This is a genomic window from Halomonas sp. GFAJ-1, assembly GCA_002966495.1.
Classification (GTDB): Bacteria; Pseudomonadota; Gammaproteobacteria; order Pseudomonadales; family Halomonadaceae; genus Vreelandella.
On the sequence record CP016490.1, the window covers coordinates 2,792,866 to 2,807,075 of the forward strand.

At 50.2% G+C, this 14,210-nt stretch carries 17 protein-coding genes; 8 read left to right on the forward strand and 9 right to left on the reverse strand.

What is annotated here, in order from left to right:
* Window positions 1-128 precede the first annotated feature (128 nt).
* Both BB497_12560 and BB497_12565 read left to right on the forward strand, forming a co-directional pair.
* The gene (locus BB497_12560) at window positions 129-1,784 is read left to right on the forward strand and encodes a sulfite reductase (GenBank protein ID AVI63471.1); all 1,656 of its coding nucleotides are present in this window, start codon (window positions 129-131) and stop codon (window positions 1,782-1,784) included.
* Window positions 1,774-2,319: a hypothetical protein gene (locus tag BB497_12565; GenBank protein AVI63472.1), complete on the forward strand. Its 546-nt coding sequence runs from the start codon at window positions 1,774-1,776 to the stop codon at window positions 2,317-2,319. The genes BB497_12560 and BB497_12565 overlap by 11 nt, the downstream gene beginning before the upstream one ends.
* 54 nt (window positions 2,320-2,373) lie before the next feature.
* Here the strand turns inward: BB497_12565 and BB497_12570 are convergent, their stop codons facing one another.
* Window positions 2,374-2,964: a DNA mismatch repair protein MutS gene (locus BB497_12570; GenBank protein ID AVI63473.1), complete on the reverse strand. Its 591-nt coding sequence runs from the start codon at window positions 2,962-2,964 to the stop codon at window positions 2,374-2,376.
* A gap of 138 nt (window positions 2,965-3,102) precedes the next feature.
* Here BB497_12570 and BB497_12575 point away from each other — a divergent pair, with 138 nt between their 5' ends.
* The 3 genes from BB497_12575 to BB497_12585 are packed head-to-tail and all read left to right on the forward strand — an operon-like array spanning window position 3,103 to window position 4,647.
* Window positions 3,103-3,573, forward strand: a complete 471-nt coding sequence (locus BB497_12575; protein AVI63474.1) for a hypothetical protein — start codon at window positions 3,103-3,105, stop codon at window positions 3,571-3,573.
* 55 nt (window positions 3,574-3,628) lie between these two features.
* A complete protein-coding gene (locus tag BB497_12580) occupies window positions 3,629-4,255 on the forward strand; it encodes an NAD(P)H:quinone oxidoreductase, type IV (protein AVI63475.1) in 627 nt (208 codons plus the stop codon).
* The gene (locus BB497_12585) at window positions 4,252-4,647 is read left to right on the forward strand and encodes a hypothetical protein (protein ID AVI63476.1); all 396 of its coding nucleotides are present in this window, start codon (window positions 4,252-4,254) and stop codon (window positions 4,645-4,647) included. The genes BB497_12580 and BB497_12585 overlap by 4 nt, the downstream gene beginning before the upstream one ends.
* Window positions 4,648-4,753: 106 nt before the next feature.
* Here BB497_12585 and BB497_12590 read toward each other — a convergent pair whose 3' ends face one another.
* Complete coding sequence (locus BB497_12590; protein AVI63477.1) at window positions 4,754-5,440, reverse strand: cytochrome B; 687 nt, start codon at window positions 5,438-5,440, stop codon at window positions 4,754-4,756.
* A 164-nt stretch (window positions 5,441-5,604) separates the two neighbouring features.
* On the opposite strand from BB497_12590, the gene BB497_12595 reads away from it, so the two are divergent.
* Window positions 5,605-6,249 carry a pyridoxamine 5'-phosphate oxidase gene (locus tag BB497_12595; GenBank protein ID AVI63478.1) on the forward strand — a complete coding sequence of 215 codons (645 nt, stop codon included), beginning with the start codon at window positions 5,605-5,607 and terminating at the stop codon, window positions 6,247-6,249.
* A gap of 57 nt (window positions 6,250-6,306) precedes the next feature.
* Here BB497_12595 and BB497_12600 read toward each other — a convergent pair whose 3' ends face one another.
* The gene (locus BB497_12600) at window positions 6,307-9,054 is read right to left on the reverse strand and encodes a CoA-binding protein (GenBank protein AVI63479.1); all 2,748 of its coding nucleotides are present in this window, start codon (window positions 9,052-9,054) and stop codon (window positions 6,307-6,309) included.
* Window positions 9,055-9,159: 105 nt separating this feature from the next.
* On the opposite strand from BB497_12600, the gene BB497_12605 reads away from it, so the two are divergent.
* Window positions 9,160-10,101 carry a deacetylase gene (locus BB497_12605; protein ID AVI63480.1) on the forward strand — a complete coding sequence of 314 codons (942 nt, stop codon included), beginning with the start codon at window positions 9,160-9,162 and terminating at the stop codon, window positions 10,099-10,101.
* A gap of 99 nt (window positions 10,102-10,200) precedes the next feature.
* Window positions 10,201-10,833, forward strand: coding sequence for a transcriptional regulator (locus tag BB497_12610; GenBank protein ID AVI63481.1), 633 nt, complete (start codon window positions 10,201-10,203; stop codon window positions 10,831-10,833).
* 43 nt (window positions 10,834-10,876) lie between these two features.
* Here BB497_12610 and BB497_12615 read toward each other — a convergent pair whose 3' ends face one another.
* The 6 genes from BB497_12615 to BB497_12640 all read right to left on the reverse strand — a co-directional run bounded on the left by BB497_12615 (window position 10,877) and on the right by BB497_12640 (window position 14,127).
* The gene (locus BB497_12615) at window positions 10,877-11,227 is read right to left on the reverse strand and encodes a sulfur relay protein TusE (protein ID AVI63482.1); all 351 of its coding nucleotides are present in this window, start codon (window positions 11,225-11,227) and stop codon (window positions 10,877-10,879) included.
* 1 nt (window position 11,228) lies between these two features.
* Window positions 11,229-11,516 carry a hypothetical protein gene (locus BB497_12620; GenBank protein ID AVI63483.1) on the reverse strand — a complete coding sequence of 96 codons (288 nt, stop codon included), beginning with the start codon at window positions 11,514-11,516 and terminating at the stop codon, window positions 11,229-11,231.
* 13 nt (window positions 11,517-11,529) lie between these two features.
* Window positions 11,530-11,895 carry a tRNA 2-thiouridine(34) synthase TusC gene (locus BB497_12625; GenBank protein ID AVI63484.1) on the reverse strand — a complete coding sequence of 122 codons (366 nt, stop codon included), beginning with the start codon at window positions 11,893-11,895 and terminating at the stop codon, window positions 11,530-11,532.
* A 9-nt stretch (window positions 11,896-11,904) separates the two neighbouring features.
* Entirely contained in the window at window positions 11,905-12,294 is a 390-nt protein-coding gene (locus BB497_12630; GenBank protein ID AVI63485.1) for a tRNA 2-thiouridine(34) synthase TusD, read from the reverse strand.
* A 91-nt stretch (window positions 12,295-12,385) separates the two neighbouring features.
* Window positions 12,386-13,066 carry a BAX inhibitor protein gene (locus BB497_12635; protein ID AVI63486.1) on the reverse strand — a complete coding sequence of 227 codons (681 nt, stop codon included), beginning with the start codon at window positions 13,064-13,066 and terminating at the stop codon, window positions 12,386-12,388.
* 878 nt (window positions 13,067-13,944) lie between these two features.
* Complete coding sequence (locus tag BB497_12640; protein ID AVI63487.1) at window positions 13,945-14,127, reverse strand: hypothetical protein; 183 nt, start codon at window positions 14,125-14,127, stop codon at window positions 13,945-13,947.
* Between the last annotated feature and the right edge of the window lie 83 nt (window positions 14,128-14,210).

Genomic DNA, 14,210 nt, shown 5'->3' on the forward strand with positions numbered 1-14,210 from the left:
TCAAATATCATTTGGCGATAAAAAGATAATTATATATTCTTTTGTAGAATATGATCTCCGCGTTAAGGTGGCGGCACATTGCCGTCCGTTTCGACGTGACCACTTCGCTTTTAGCAGGATCGTGCCACATGTACCGTTATGATATTCATGACCAAACCTTGGTTGACGAGCGCGTTGCTCAGTTTCGTGACCAAATGGAACGCTACCAGGCTGGGCGTTTGGGAGAAGAAGAGTTTCGCCCACTGAGGCTGCAAAACGGCCTATATATCCAAAAGCATGCGCCCATGCTGCGCATCGCCATTCCTTACGGCATGCTGGCAGGCAACCAACTGCGTGCGCTGGCGGACATCACCCGACGCTATGACCGGGGCTATGGCCACTTCACGACTCGGCAAAACCTACAACTAAACTGGCCAGCGCTGGAAGACGTGCCTGATATTTTGGGTGAACTCGCCAACGTACAAATGCATGCCATTCAGACCAGCGGTAATTGTATTCGTAATACGACGAGCGATCAGTTTGCTGGCATCGCGGGCGATGAGGTTGAAGACCCACGCCCTTGGTGTGAGTTAATCCGCCAGTGGTCGACGCTGCACCCTGAATTCGCCTACCTGCCCCGCAAATTTAAAATAGCGGTAAGCGGCGCTGCGCAAGACCGTGCCGCTATTCAGGTTCACGATATTGGCCTGCGCCTATGGCATAACGCCGATGGCGAGCTGCGCATTAAAGTGTTGGCAGGCGGTGGCCTTGGCCGCACCCCAATGATTGCCGACGTGGTGCGCGAGGATCTCCCCTGGCAGCACCTGTTAACGTACCTTGAAGCCTGTGTGCGTGTTTACAACCAGTTTGGTCGCCGCGATAACAAGTTCAAGGCACGCATTAAGATTCTGGTTAAAGCGCTAGGCATTGAAGAGTTCCGCCGCCGCGTTGATGAAGAGTGGGCCCACCTTAAAGATGGCCCTCAGACGCTAAATCAGGCAGCGGTTGATGCCGCCAAACGTCATTTCCCTGAACCAGAGCGCCGCCCGGTCGCCGAGAGCGCTGTCGCAGACTTTGAAAAGCTGCGTAGTGAGAATCGCAGCCTCGCCCGCTTTGTGACCAATAACGTCACTGACCACAAAGTACCTGGCTATAAAGCGGTAACGCTTTCCCTGAAGCGTCGTGAACATGCCCCCGGTGATGTGACTGCCGACCAAATGGACGCCGTGGCCGACTTGGCAGATCGTTATAGCTTTGGCGAAGTGCGAGTAACCCATGAGCAGAATTTGGTACTCTCAGATGTACCTGTAGATGAGTTGGAAGCGCTTTGGAAAGAGCTTGATGCTCTGGGCATGGCTAATCCAACGGTGGGTACGCTTAACGACATTATCTGCTGCCCTGGCGGCGACTACTGTGGTTTGGCGAACGCGGTCTCCATTCCAATTGCGCAAGCGCTACAAGAACGCTTCGAGGATTTGGATTTCCTTTACGACCTAGGCCCGCTGGATCTTAATATTTCTGGCTGCATGAACGCCTGCGGCCACCACCATGTCGGGCATATCGGCATTTTGGGGGTCGATAAAAAAGGCGAAGAGTATTACCAAATCTCGATTGGTGGTAACTCAACTGACGATGCGTCACTGGGCAAAATTCTCGGCCCTTCTTTCTTCCGTGAAGACGTGCCCAGCGTGGTCGAGAAGGTCTTGGACGTTTATGTCGCTGAGCGTTATGAAGACGAGCGATTCTTGGACACGTACCGCCGCATTGGCTTGAAACCGTTTAAGGAGCGCGTTTATGCCCAGTAACAGTAATACTCAGAATGACGCAACAGCGTTTGCGCCGGTGCATGTTGACCACCTGATTGCTGATGGTGAACTCGCCCCTGAGAACGCCTGGTGTGTCTCTTACGACGATGAAGCCCTCCCTGAGCAGCGTCCGGCGTTTGTACCCTTAGCGCTATGGCAGGCAAATCAAGATGATATAGAGCTAGCGCCGTTGCTTGCCAGCAACACTGAGTTAACCGCTGAACTTGTTCAGCAATTCAGCACCACTGATACTGTTGCGGTTGATTTCCCAGCATTTACTGATGGCCGCGGCTATACCATCGCACGTTTGCTGCGTGAGCGTTATGGCTATACCGGTGAGATTCGCGCGGTAGGCGATGTACTAGTCGATCAGTTGGACTACATGCGCCGCTGCGGCTTTACCGCCATGGCTTTACGTGACGACCAGCACCCTGATGATGCTATTCGTGCGCTCAATGCGTTCAGCGTGCGCTACCAAACCGATGTAGAAGAGCGTCAGGCACTGTTTGAGCGCCGCTTAACCGCTGGCGAATAAGAAACCGCTATTCAAAAAAACCGACAAAGGCATTTTGCCTTTGTCGGCTTCCCATCACCCCCGCCGTTTTTGCTGGCGCTCACGGTTATTGGCCTTGGCACGGTCACTTTTGCGTAGCATGACCCAGGTGGCGCCAAGCCCACCTTCCGAAGGCTGGGCAGAGACATAGGCCTGAACTTCCTCAAACTGGCATAACCATTTAGCTAGGTAAGAGCGCAGTACGTTGGCGGGGCTATCTAATTCGCGGCCTCTTCCGTGCACAATCAGCACAGAGCGAAGATCGTGTGCATAGGCGTCTTGAACAAAAGGAAAAAGCATCCTCCGGCACTCAGCCAGAGGGCGTCTCAATAGATGTAGTTGCGCCTGAACGCTGTAGCCTCCGTGCTTTAGTTTATCGACCACGCCTTGCTGTATCCCCTCCCGGCGATACTCAATGGGGTCAAATGGCGGCAGAAGATCGACAAAGTCGTCCGATAAAAAATTGCGCTCATCCAGTTGCTCTTCAGCACTTTCACGCCGAGCTAGCTGAGCCTCAGAGGGACGCTGTCGCTGGAAGCCCGTATCTGCTCTATTCCGCTTGGGAAGAGGCTTCACATCACCAATAAACTCACGGAAGTCCGTTTCATCACGAAGCGGCTGGTTCATAGCAGGCTCCTCCGGTAGGGTCGAATGCCTAAAGCATCTTCTGTTTATCCTAGCAAATCCGTAGGAATTGCTTAAGACTTGTGTTCATTTAGTTGGCGAGCCAAGCTTTATTTTTAGCGCACCTAATTAGGAAATAGCATGCCTTTAGTTAAACAGTTGTTGATAGTAAGTTTGGTATTGGTAATAAGCATTGCCGGCTGGTTATGGTTAACCATGCTTAGCCCTTGGTTTTATGATCGCCCTGACCATGTGGCTGATATTGAACAACGCTCACATCAGGTGTTTGTCTACGGCACGCTACGCTACGTGCCTGTTCGTTGGGTGGTAATGCGCGCATCGGGAAACCCACGGCAAGCGGTTCTTGAGGGCTTCGAGCGCAATAATTTGGATTTAGCCCCTAATAAAAATGAACGGGTTGAAGGCTTGCTACTTGAGGTTACACCAGCGCAGCTGGCCCGTTTAGATCGCTATGAGCGTTTGGGCATACGCTATGAGCGCATAAAACAAACCTTAGCCGATGGATCAACTGCCTGGGTGTATGTCCGGCTGCCAACCCTTAGCCAATTATTTTCGAACTCTCCTGACTATCAGGTAGCTCTGGTACCATAGAGGGAAACGCAGCGCCTTCTATGACTCGCTGCCCTTCTCACACTTAGGAAATGTTATGAGTGATTCCACGCCATTTGTGCTGATTCTTTACTATTCACGCTCTGGAGCCACAGCAGATATGGCGCGCCAGATAGCTGCAGGTGTTGAGAGCATATCAGGCATAGAGGCACGACTACGCACGGTGCCGCCTGTTTCCACCACTTGTGAAGCCGTGGACCCAGAGATTCCTGAAGAAGGTGCGGTATATGCGGAGCTGGATGATCTGCGCCACTGCAGCGGATTGGCGTTAGGCAGCCCCACGCGCTTTGGCAATATGGCAGCGCCCCTTAAATACTTTTTGGATAACACCAGCAGTCTCTGGATGAACGGCGCACTAATCGACAAACCCGCCAGTGCCTTCACATCATCATCCAGTTTGCATGGTGGCCAAGAGAGTACGCTTCTGACCATGCTGGTACCTTTACTCCACCATGGCATGGTCTACGCAGGTGTTCCCTACAGTGAGACTGCATTGATTAATACCCAGACAGGCGGCACACCCTACGGTGCAAGCCATGTGGCAGGCGTGCGCAGCGATAGACCAGTGGATGAGCACGAACGAACGCTGTGCGTTGCTCAAGGAAAACGGCTTGCGCGACTGGCATTAGCACTTAATCAAATGCGCGGAGGAAGTGCCTCATGAGGCAGTGGCTAGAGGAGCTTGAAACACGCCATGGGCTCGCTAAATTGACTCATCAGTCGCGACAACTTGTGCTTATCAGCTTTGTTGTCCTATTACTGCTGGTGATTTACCGAGGTTTTTTTATCCAAGAAGATACGTTTAATTGGCGCCCGGTGGTGGCTTTCGTGCTGCCACTGGTGCTGTTTTTACCCTCAATTATTGGACAACGCGCGCGTGGGCATGCATGGCTTGCGTTTGTGAGCCTGCTCTATTTTACACAGGGGGTAATGCTGGCCACCCTGCCAGGACAAGGGCTTCGTGGTGTGTTAGAAGCACTCGTTTCACTCGCCCTTTTTACCGGCTGCATGGCTTATGCACGCTTTCGCAGCCGTCAGCAGCGCCTAGAGAAGTAGGCTGTTATGGTCTTGGCCTTGGCGCTTGCGCTGCTACCAAGGCCATCGCCCCCCCTTCCACATGCCTTGCCCCCGTGTCTACTACCCCTTTTCTTTCAAGACCCTACTAATAGAACCACAGCCAACCAGTGACACCTACCGCAATCAGGAGCGCTGCCCCCGCTTGTACCCGACGAACGCGAATTCTTGCCGACACTAAGTCAACGGGTGGCTGCTGGAAGCGTTTAGCTCCTGTCACCATCGCCGATACCAAGCCCTCTCCAAGCAGTTTATGGGCAACCAATGCCGCCACATGCAAACCAATTAATATGAGTAAAAAGTCGCTGTTGAGAGCATGCAAACTCGCAATCTCTCGACTAATATCACGGCCTACAAAGCTATAAAGCGGCCCCTGAAAAAAAATATCGTCGCTTAAAAAAAGACCGCTCACTGACTGAAAAGCTAATGATAACAGCAACAAAATCACCATCCAGCCACCCAGCGGGTTATGACTGGCATAAGGGGAAGCGCGGCGGATCAGAAGGGCTTTCGCATAAACAGCCGTCTTACTAGGAGGGTATAAAAAAGTACTAAAACGCGCATAAAAACTGCCCACAAAGCCCCAAATAACACGAAAGACCAGCAAGCCTATAATGATGTAACCTGCTTGCGCATGTACTTCGATGGGGAATAAAAAAGGAGCCCCATCTGTTTTGGTGGTGTAGTACGAAAAAGCGACTGCCACTAGCAGTCCCCAATGAAATAAGCGTACTAGCCCATCCCATACCAATACGCGCTGTGTATTACGGAGCATTTAGAGTCCTCTATTGTCATGCTGAGAGAGTTTCTCATTAATCCGCAGCGGCTCCTAGAACAAAACATCTGATGCACCGCTTTCTGATCAATACTTGAGCTTTAACGGCAGACCAGCGAACATGGAAAGCAAAGTTCAACTTTACCGCAAGGGAGCACCATTCAATGACGCGTAACATAGCCGATATTAGGCGTGATTATGAAGGCGGCCGCCTAGATGAGGCGCAAGCCCCCGACAACCCATTCGTACTATTCGACGAATGGTTCAGCCTCGCCCTAGAAAACGAGGGGAAAGACGGCAACGCCATGACCCTTTCAACGGTGGATAGCCAAGGGCGTCCCCATGCACGAGTAGTGTTACTGAAAGGTTTTGATGAACGCGGCATGGTATTCTTTACCAACTATCATAGCCATAAAGGCAGCGAATTAAGCAATGTGCCTTTCGCAGCCTTGACGTTTTGGTGGCCATCGCTATCACGCCAGGTACGTATTGAAGGGCCGGTCGAACAAGTGGCAGCAGACGAGTCCGATGAGTACTTCTCAAGCCGACCACGGGGCAGCCAATTAGGTGCTTGGATTGCCACCCAAAGTGTGGTGATACCTGATCGCAACTGGATCGTAGAGCGCCAAAAACGCTTTGAACAAGCGTACGATGGACAAGACATTCCTCGACCCATTCATTGGGGCGGGTATCGAGTCACACCTGAAATGATTGAATTCTGGCAGGGACAACCCAGCCGCCTTCATGACCGACTGCGTTTCGAGCGGCGTGACGGTGGCGCTTGGAGTCGTTTCCGCCTCGCCCCTTAGCAACTAACACAGATAGCTCTTAACCAGGCCTACATGTTTACTGTAGGCCTGAGGCTATTAGTCAGGCTGGCTCTCCAATCGGTGCAACTGCCACTCACTTTCAGGTTCGTTTAAGCGCAACACGGCATCAACCACCTGCTCTTCCATATTGTATCGACACTTGAAGCCCAAGTGCTTCATCAAAGCCCGCATCGGATGGTTATCAACCATTATCTTCCCAATCATCTCAAGGGTGCCAATGCTGGTGCAGTAGTCGATCATTTTCTTCATCAGAAGGCTACCAATCCCCAGCCCCTGCAAGTCATCGCGAATAATCACCGAGAATTCTGTACGAATATTATCCGGATCATTCCACACTCGCACGACACCTAACATCTCTTTGCTACCGTCATCATGCTGATGCTCGGCAATAAAGGCCATTTGTCGATCGTAGTTAATATGCGAAAGGATCGATAAATCTCGCTGGGTCAGGTTAGATTTATGATGAAAATAGCGAAAGCGAATGCTCTCTTCTGACAGCTGCCGATGGAACGTTGTGATCAATGGCGCATCTTCCGCTCGAATTGGCCTAACCTCTACCTGCCAACCATTTTTCAGCGTTACCCACTCACGAAGTTCTTCTGGGTAAGGCATGATGGCAAAACGAGCGGGCGGTCCAAGATCCATGGCAAAATCTACGGCCAGCATACCATCACGGTTTAACAGCAAGGGGTTAAGCTCTAGGCCGCGTAAATCACCTAAATCAGACGCCATTTGTGACAGTTTCACCAGCAGCTGGCATAAGTGCTGAATGTCCCGTTCAGGATCCGCCGAGTGCTCACGAATCAATGAGGCAGCATGTGTTCTACCCACCACATCGGCAGCCAAGCTCATATTAAGGGGAGGCAAGGCTATTTGACGGTCTGCCAAAACATTGACTTTGTAACCGCCTATACCGAAGACGATAAGCGGCCCAAAAACGGGATCACGGGTAATACCCGCGCAGATCTGCATCGAGTGTTTACCCCGCTGCATCGGCTGCAAACAGTATTCACGGATAGCGTACTCAGGAAATTTTTCGCGCACCTTGTCGCCTAGCTGACGCACGCCCTCCGCTACTTGCTCAGGGGTTTCTAAATCCTGCATTAAGCCGGCAGATATTTTGTGAGGGTGCTTGCGGTAGCGATAAGGTCGACAGTTACCCTCGTGGATGACTTTTAGTGCTTTGGCCCCCGGAAAGTTGTCTGATAATGCCAAAGCATCATCTGGGCTGGATAGGTAAACGCTAGGGGCCGCAGGTATGCCATATGCTTCCAGCACCTGGGCTGTTTCAGAATGAGTAAGCGTTTGTCTACCCTGCTCTTTGGCTTGAGTAATGAGGGCGCGACACTCCGCACGAATGGCCGGGCTGGTAGAGAACGGTAAGCTAGGAGGTATTTCTTGAAGAAGCGCCTGCACTCGCTGGTAATCCACCATATGCATAAACGCCTTAACCGCTTTTTCTGGCGATGTGTAGGTGGGGATACCTGCCACGTTACATTCGTGGCGAGCATTTAAAGCCTCTTTTAGCCCCATCCAACTAGTTAAAAGATTACGTTTAAAAGACTTGCGGTTATCAATCAATGCGTTAGCAGTAACAACCGAAGGCGCTAAACGAGTAGGTGCATGTACCACTAACACGGCATCGACATTAGCATCGTTGGTAACGATGCTCAGCGCTTCAACAAAGCGCTCAGGTGTCGCGTTACCGCCTAAATCCACAGGATTTTCGCCAGGCTTACTCATATCTACGTGGCTTTTATGCAGTGCCGCCTGCGTTTCCTCAGTGAATTCAGCCAGCTTTCCACCCGCGCTAATCAGCTTATCAATAGCGAGCATGGCGGGGCCTAACCCATTAGATACGACTGCCAACCGATCACCGCGCAGCGGTTTCATTCGTGATAGGGTCTCAAGAGCATCTAACAGTTCATCTGAGTCGTTTACCCTCACCACGCCTGCACGGGCAAAAGCGGCGTCAAACACCACGTCACGATTGGCAATGCCTGGGGTCGGCGCCATGCCTGAAATATCTGATTGGGGAGTACGACCACTTTTAATGGCCAGCACAAGCCGGTTACGTGAGGCATCGCGCACTGAGGTCATAAAATGCTGGGCATCAGTGACACGCTCAAGGTGTAAGAGAATTGCCTGAGCAGGCGAAAACTGATTAACGTAATCGATCAAGTCCGGCAACAGAACATCGACACTGTCTCCGACCGTGATTAAATGAGAAAACCCTACGTCTCGCCCCGCTGCCCAGTCAATCATGGCATTGGCTAGCATACCCGACTGCCCCAAGTAAGCTACTCTACCGGCTTTTACAGGCTGGCTTGCATAAGATGCGTTGAGCTTTTTGCCAGGCACAATGAGCCCCATACATTCAGGCCCCAGCACCCGTATTCCAGACTCTCTAGCTGCTTGCAGCATCCGCTGACGAATAGAGCCTTTATTGCCTTTCTCACGATCTAAGTAGGCACCACCAGAAAGCACAAGTGCTGCTTTAACGCCGAAATGGCCGAGTTTTTTGATTAAATTCGCAACGCCTTCTATTGGCGAGCAAATAACGGCTAAGTCAGGAACTTCAGGTAACTCACTGACGTTACGTACACAATCGGCGCCAAAGACAGAGTTGTAACCTTTCAGGTTGACTGCCCAAATTTTTCCTTTAAAGCCACTTTCTTGAAGGTTATTGAGCACCAAACCGCCCAGTGAAGCTGGTTTCTCAGAGGCACCAAACACCGCTATCGTTCGAGGTTCAAAAAAATGATGTAAGAAGCGTGTGCTCACAGACATGTCTCCCTGGGGTGGATAAGCACTGTGTACGACTTATTGAGACTGTCGCGCAAGCACCCGTGGCGATTATGGTAGTTATAATATTAACGGAGCGCTTGCATGATTACTGCCTACCTTACCCATCCTGACTGTTCATTGCACCATATGGGTCCTGAACATCCTGAAAGCCCATTGCGGCTGGAAGCCATACGGGCACGTTTATCTCTTGCTGGCCTACTTCAGCAAACCATGCAGGCTGATGCACTGGGTGCTAGCGAAGAAGCACTCGCAAGAGTGCACCCCTTAAGGCATTTACGGGCGTTAGAAAAGTGCGTGCCATCTGAGGGTATTATCACCCTGGACAGTGACACCATGATGAACCCTGACAGTTTACACGCGGCGCGTGTGGCTGCTGGCGCGGTGGTGCGCGGCGTGGATCAAGTCTTTAAACGCCAAGCTGATAATGTGTTTTGTGCTGTCCGCCCTCCTGGGCACCATGCAGAAGCATCTGATGCGATGGGCTTCTGTTTTTATAATAACGTAGCAGTAGGTGCTGCTCATGCGCGCGCTAAATATGGTGCTAAACGCATTGCCATTCTTGATTTTGATGTTCACCAATGCAATGGCACCATTGATATTTTTAAGAACGATCCGGAAGTATTGATTTGCACCAGCTTTCAGTATCCGTTTTACCCGTGGCGCTACCTGCGCAGCGAATGGCAGAATGTGATCAATACCCCCCTCGAAGTAGGCACCGATAGTGTCGAATTTAGGCGTGTGGTTGAACGGCGCTGGCTACCTGCGCTGCATGCTTTCAAACCAGACTTGGTGATGCTGTCGGCAGGGTTTGATGCCCATAGAGACGATCCTATGGGTGATGTTTGCCTTGAGGACGAAGATTTTTACTGGGTAACTCACTTAGCCATGGAAATTGCCGCTCTTTATGCGGAAAACCGTGTAGTGTCTGTATTAGAAGGTGGGTACAACCTTAAAACGCTTGCGAGTGGCGTTGAAGCACATTTAAAAGCACTGCTGGGTTTACCTTTCAGCACTGCGCCCTAACACTGCATTACCCGATTCATAAGAGCAGCGCCTGTCAGCGTAGTGCAAATAGTATGTGGTACTATGCGGTTTTATTGACGTCTTCTCAACGTGACTTTTATGACCGCGACTTCTGAAGAGCATGCAGCGCTGCGCATTGCATCTGGGCGAAAACCCTTTGTTGAACCCTTGCGTCTTGGAGAGCGGCTCAAGCAAATTCGCCTTGCTAATCAATGGACACTAGAAGATGTAAGCCAGCGCACGGGGCTGGCTCGCTCAACGCTCTCGAAAATCGAGAACGATCAGGTCTCGCCCACTTTTAGCGTGGTTCAAAAGCTCATTACAGGCTTGAACATTGACCTACCCCAATTGTTTACACCACCAAAGCGTGAGCGTTACACCATGGGGCGCAGAGACCTCACACGTAAAGGTAAAGGCCAACTGCACCCTACTCCTACATACGAACATGAACTGCTAGGACACCAGCTGGCTCAAAAGCGCATGATCCCGTTTAAAACCATCGTTCGTGCGCGCAATTTTGAAGAGTATCAGCAATGGGTACGTCACGACGGGGAAGAGTTTCTGATGGTTTTACACGGCGATATTATCCTCTACTCCGAATTTTACGCGCCCTTGGTATTAGCCGAAGGTGACAGCATCTATTTTGATAGCGATATGGGGCATGCGCTGGTGTCTACTAGCACCGATGATGCGATAGTGCTATCGGTATGCACCCACGGGGATATTGTTTAACAATATTTAGAACTTCTTGGGCTGCACCACACCCATTTTTCTCTTATAAGCAGTTAGTTGGCTTAGGTAAGCCAGCCAAGCGCGCAATGCGTTTAGCTGGACTCCCGGGAAACAACATCATCAGATAAACCGAGCGCCCTTTTTCATCGCCTAGCGCCTGCTGTACTGCTTTTACGAGTGGACGCATAGCCGGTGCCATTTCATACCGCGCATAGAAATCACGCACAACACTGATAATCTCCCAATGCTCGACGCTTAACTCAACATCCTCAGCATCGGCTAATAAACGCGCTACCTGCTCATCCCACTGCTCATGATCAACAAGAAATCCCTCTGGGTCGATTTTGACTTTTTTTTCCGCATCAAGATAACGGTATAAAGGTTGATCTGCCATATTAGTACCACGTGACAATTTGTTCATTCTGCTCAGTCAGTACAATAAACTCATCCATTTCAACCATGGGCAACCCGTTTGTGACTGCTACCTGATGAAGCCCACGGGCAGATAAGTCTTCTGCTAACAAAAAAATAGATGAGACTCCTGAATGCCACCCGTCCCAATTAGGGTACAAAGCTGCCTGCACGGCTTCTTCAATCAATAGCAGCACGTCATCTCCACTAGCAGCCTGCAACATTTGCTGGGCCGCATCGCTGTGAGGTGCTTTATTTAGGATATGTAACATTTTCGCCGTCTTCTTAAAAATTTAAAATATGAGAATACCGATTGAATAAACTGGGCAGCTCTTCTGACGGCAACAACGTCACCTTCTCAACCAACATGCTAGCGTTAATATTCAAGGTTTTAAGGGATTCAACAGGTATAAACAGTTGATTAATATCGTACATCTCCAGCATATCAATCGTCGGTAGCGTGGCTTTTTGCCCAGGCGCCCCTACCGTTTGATCTTTTAAGAGCGCAAAAACCCCTTGCCCCATAAAAAGCAAACTCACCTGCTGGCCAAAGGCAGCAGCTACTAATGCTGTATCCAGGCCTTCACGAAGTGAATTAGAGCTATGCGGGGCATGACGAATAACGATTAGCCGCTCATTTGGTGCCGTCATGCGCTTCCCCTATGCAAAGGTAATAAATCGATCACATCGCTGCTGCAATGCCAGCAACTGCCCTAACCCCGTTAGTTCAAATGGCGCTTCCAGATTATGGTTTAGCAGGCCATGGCGTTGCGCTTCTGCCGTACTCATCACTCCACGTCGAAGAGCTGCCGCAATACACACATCTAACGCTACGTTATGATCACGATGTAGTGCTATCCATGCTTCACGCATATTGAGCTCGTCCTGGGGAGGTGACATTAGCTGCGAGGTATTGTGCACGCCGTCCTGGTAGAAAAAAACACCCGCAATACGATGGCCTTTACTAAGGACTGCGCGGGCAAAGCGCAGCGCTGAATGCGGCGCTGCGCTGGTATAAGGCGCCCCCATGACTAACAAACCGTACTCCATCGCGACCTCATCTGGTTGTCACACAAAAAAGACCCTACTAGGTAGGGCCTATAAAAAGATTATTACTGGCAGTTCGAGGCTGCCGGGACGGTCAGTCGTTGCTCATAATGCCAAGAATAGCGAGCAGGCTGACGAACAGATTGTAGATAGATACATACAGCGTGACGGTTGCGAGAATATAGTTAGTCTCACCGGCACGGTGCACGATCTCACTGGTTTGGTAAAGAATCGCCGCTGAAGCAAACAATACGAAACCAGCGGAAACCATTAGCGAGAGGGCGGGAATATTGAAAATTAAGCCTGCCACCATTGCCAAGATGAGGACGATAGCGCCCGCCATCAGGAAGTTGCCTAAGAAGCTAAAGTCTTTCTTAGTGGTGAGTGCTACCGCAGAAAGGCCAATGAACGTCAGACCGGTCATTGCCAGCGCGTTCATAATCAAAGCACCGCCATTAGGCAGGGTTAAGTAAGCTGAGATAATTGGCCCAAGGGTAAACCCCATAAAGCCTGTGAACGCGAAGGTTGACAATAAACCAGCGGCCGAATTAGCCGTTTTGTGCACCAAAAACATCAGACCGTAGGCACCGATGAAGAACACAAAAATGTTCATTCGCTCAATACCCATCGCAACTGAAGCGCCAGCCATCACTGCCGAAAATAGCAACGTCATGGCAAGCAAGGCGTAAGTACTACGTAGCACCTTGTTTGATTGAGCACCGCTAACCGCACTACCCGTTTGCGATCTTGCCGCGTGAGAATCGTTAAAAGCCATCGTTCTTGCTCCCTAATGATAATACTAACAACGGACAAGGATGCCGTTACCAAGTTCCAGACGCAAGTATTTGTCTTCCACGCTACCTTGCTTAATACGCCCACTCCTTAATAGACATTGACGATACTTACCTTTCATCGGTCAATTAGACACGATAAATGCGCCAAGAAATCCCTACTTTCGTTTGCCTTCTTGGCTTTTCTATTCCGACCTAACCTGCCTAGAACTTACCTCTACTGAGAAAGGTATTGCCTATGAAGTAGATGGGGAAGCTTTCGAGGGCTGCTTTGTTTTAGCAGGTGACGAGGCCAAAGGCAGCGTTTTAATCTGGAATAGCCTAGATAATTACAAGCGCCAGCAAGGCTGGTATGCCGGTAGTCGAGAGAAACGATCAGCATACCGACGGACGTTCATGGGAAACATTTATCCAGTGGTTGAGGTACTGACCGATTCTTGAATTTTTTAACAGTGCCCGAGGGACACTAGCACGCAACGCGTCTAAATCTCTCGACCAACGTTACTATTCATTCACATTAACTTTGCTCAGTTTCTTCCTCGACATCATCTTCCCTGAGGGGTGTAGCTGCAGGTGTCACTGCTTGTCGAGCATCTTGAGCATTGTACAAACGAGCATCAAGCATGTTCAAAACCGCCAACTGCGCAAATAATACTGCAAAGCAGAGCACAAGACCTTTCAACATGGCGATTTTCCTTAGTGGGCTAACAAAATCTACGCATAGGCGGATAATAGCCCAACCCCCACAGAAATCAACGACCAAATGAAAAGCGTTTTTTCTTAGCTCTTAGCCCCTAACTTAGTCAGCTTCTCTCTTTACTCCACCTGACACTACCCCAGTAAAAACAGAAGTCGGTGGATATTATTTTTTCACCGTAACTTTTTGTAAATCCTCAACATTTATCTCATCAGGCAAGTCTGCTTCATTGGCGGGTATCCACACTGGGGACACGTCGCTATCTTCTCGGCCATCATCAAAGATATGCCCTGATATACGATAAACAACTCGCTCCTCGCGGTCATCCCATGCATAAATACGATCCATTTCACCCTCCCCAACCTTTAATGACCATGTTCATCATTAATGACCTTAAAATAATCAAGGTCAATAAATACCATTAAGAGTGT

Bases quoted from the DNA above. Each gene is read 5' to 3' on its own strand.
- BB497_12560 (AVI63471.1), top strand. From the start codon at position 129: ATGTACCGTTATGATATTCATGACCAAACCTTGGTTGACGAGCGCGTT.
- BB497_12565 (AVI63472.1), top strand. From the start codon at position 1,774: ATGCCCAGTAACAGTAATACTCAGAATGACGCAACAGCGTTTGCGCCG.
- BB497_12570 (AVI63473.1), bottom strand. From the start codon at position 2,964: ATGAACCAGCCGCTTCGTGATGAAACGGACTTCCGTGAGTTTATTGGT.
- BB497_12575 (AVI63474.1), top strand. From the start codon at position 3,103: ATGCCTTTAGTTAAACAGTTGTTGATAGTAAGTTTGGTATTGGTAATA.
- BB497_12580 (AVI63475.1), top strand. From the start codon at position 3,629: ATGAGTGATTCCACGCCATTTGTGCTGATTCTTTACTATTCACGCTCT.
- BB497_12585 (AVI63476.1), top strand. From the start codon at position 4,252: ATGAGGCAGTGGCTAGAGGAGCTTGAAACACGCCATGGGCTCGCTAAA.
- BB497_12590 (AVI63477.1), bottom strand. From the start codon at position 5,440: ATGCTCCGTAATACACAGCGCGTATTGGTATGGGATGGGCTAGTACGC.
- BB497_12595 (AVI63478.1), top strand. From the start codon at position 5,605: ATGACGCGTAACATAGCCGATATTAGGCGTGATTATGAAGGCGGCCGC.
- BB497_12605 (AVI63480.1), top strand. From the start codon at position 9,160: ATGATTACTGCCTACCTTACCCATCCTGACTGTTCATTGCACCATATG.
- BB497_12610 (AVI63481.1), top strand. From the start codon at position 10,201: ATGACCGCGACTTCTGAAGAGCATGCAGCGCTGCGCATTGCATCTGGG.
- BB497_12615 (AVI63482.1), bottom strand. From the start codon at position 11,227: ATGGCAGATCAACCTTTATACCGTTATCTTGATGCGGAAAAAAAAGTC.
- BB497_12620 (AVI63483.1), bottom strand. From the start codon at position 11,516: ATGTTACATATCCTAAATAAAGCACCTCACAGCGATGCGGCCCAGCAA.
- BB497_12625 (AVI63484.1), bottom strand. From the start codon at position 11,895: ATGACGGCACCAAATGAGCGGCTAATCGTTATTCGTCATGCCCCGCAT.
- BB497_12630 (AVI63485.1), bottom strand. From the start codon at position 12,294: ATGGAGTACGGTTTGTTAGTCATGGGGGCGCCTTATACCAGCGCAGCG.
- BB497_12635 (AVI63486.1), bottom strand. From the start codon at position 13,066: ATGGCTTTTAACGATTCTCACGCGGCAAGATCGCAAACGGGTAGTGCG.
- BB497_12640 (AVI63487.1), bottom strand. From the start codon at position 14,127: ATGGATCGTATTTATGCATGGGATGACCGCGAGGAGCGAGTTGTTTAT.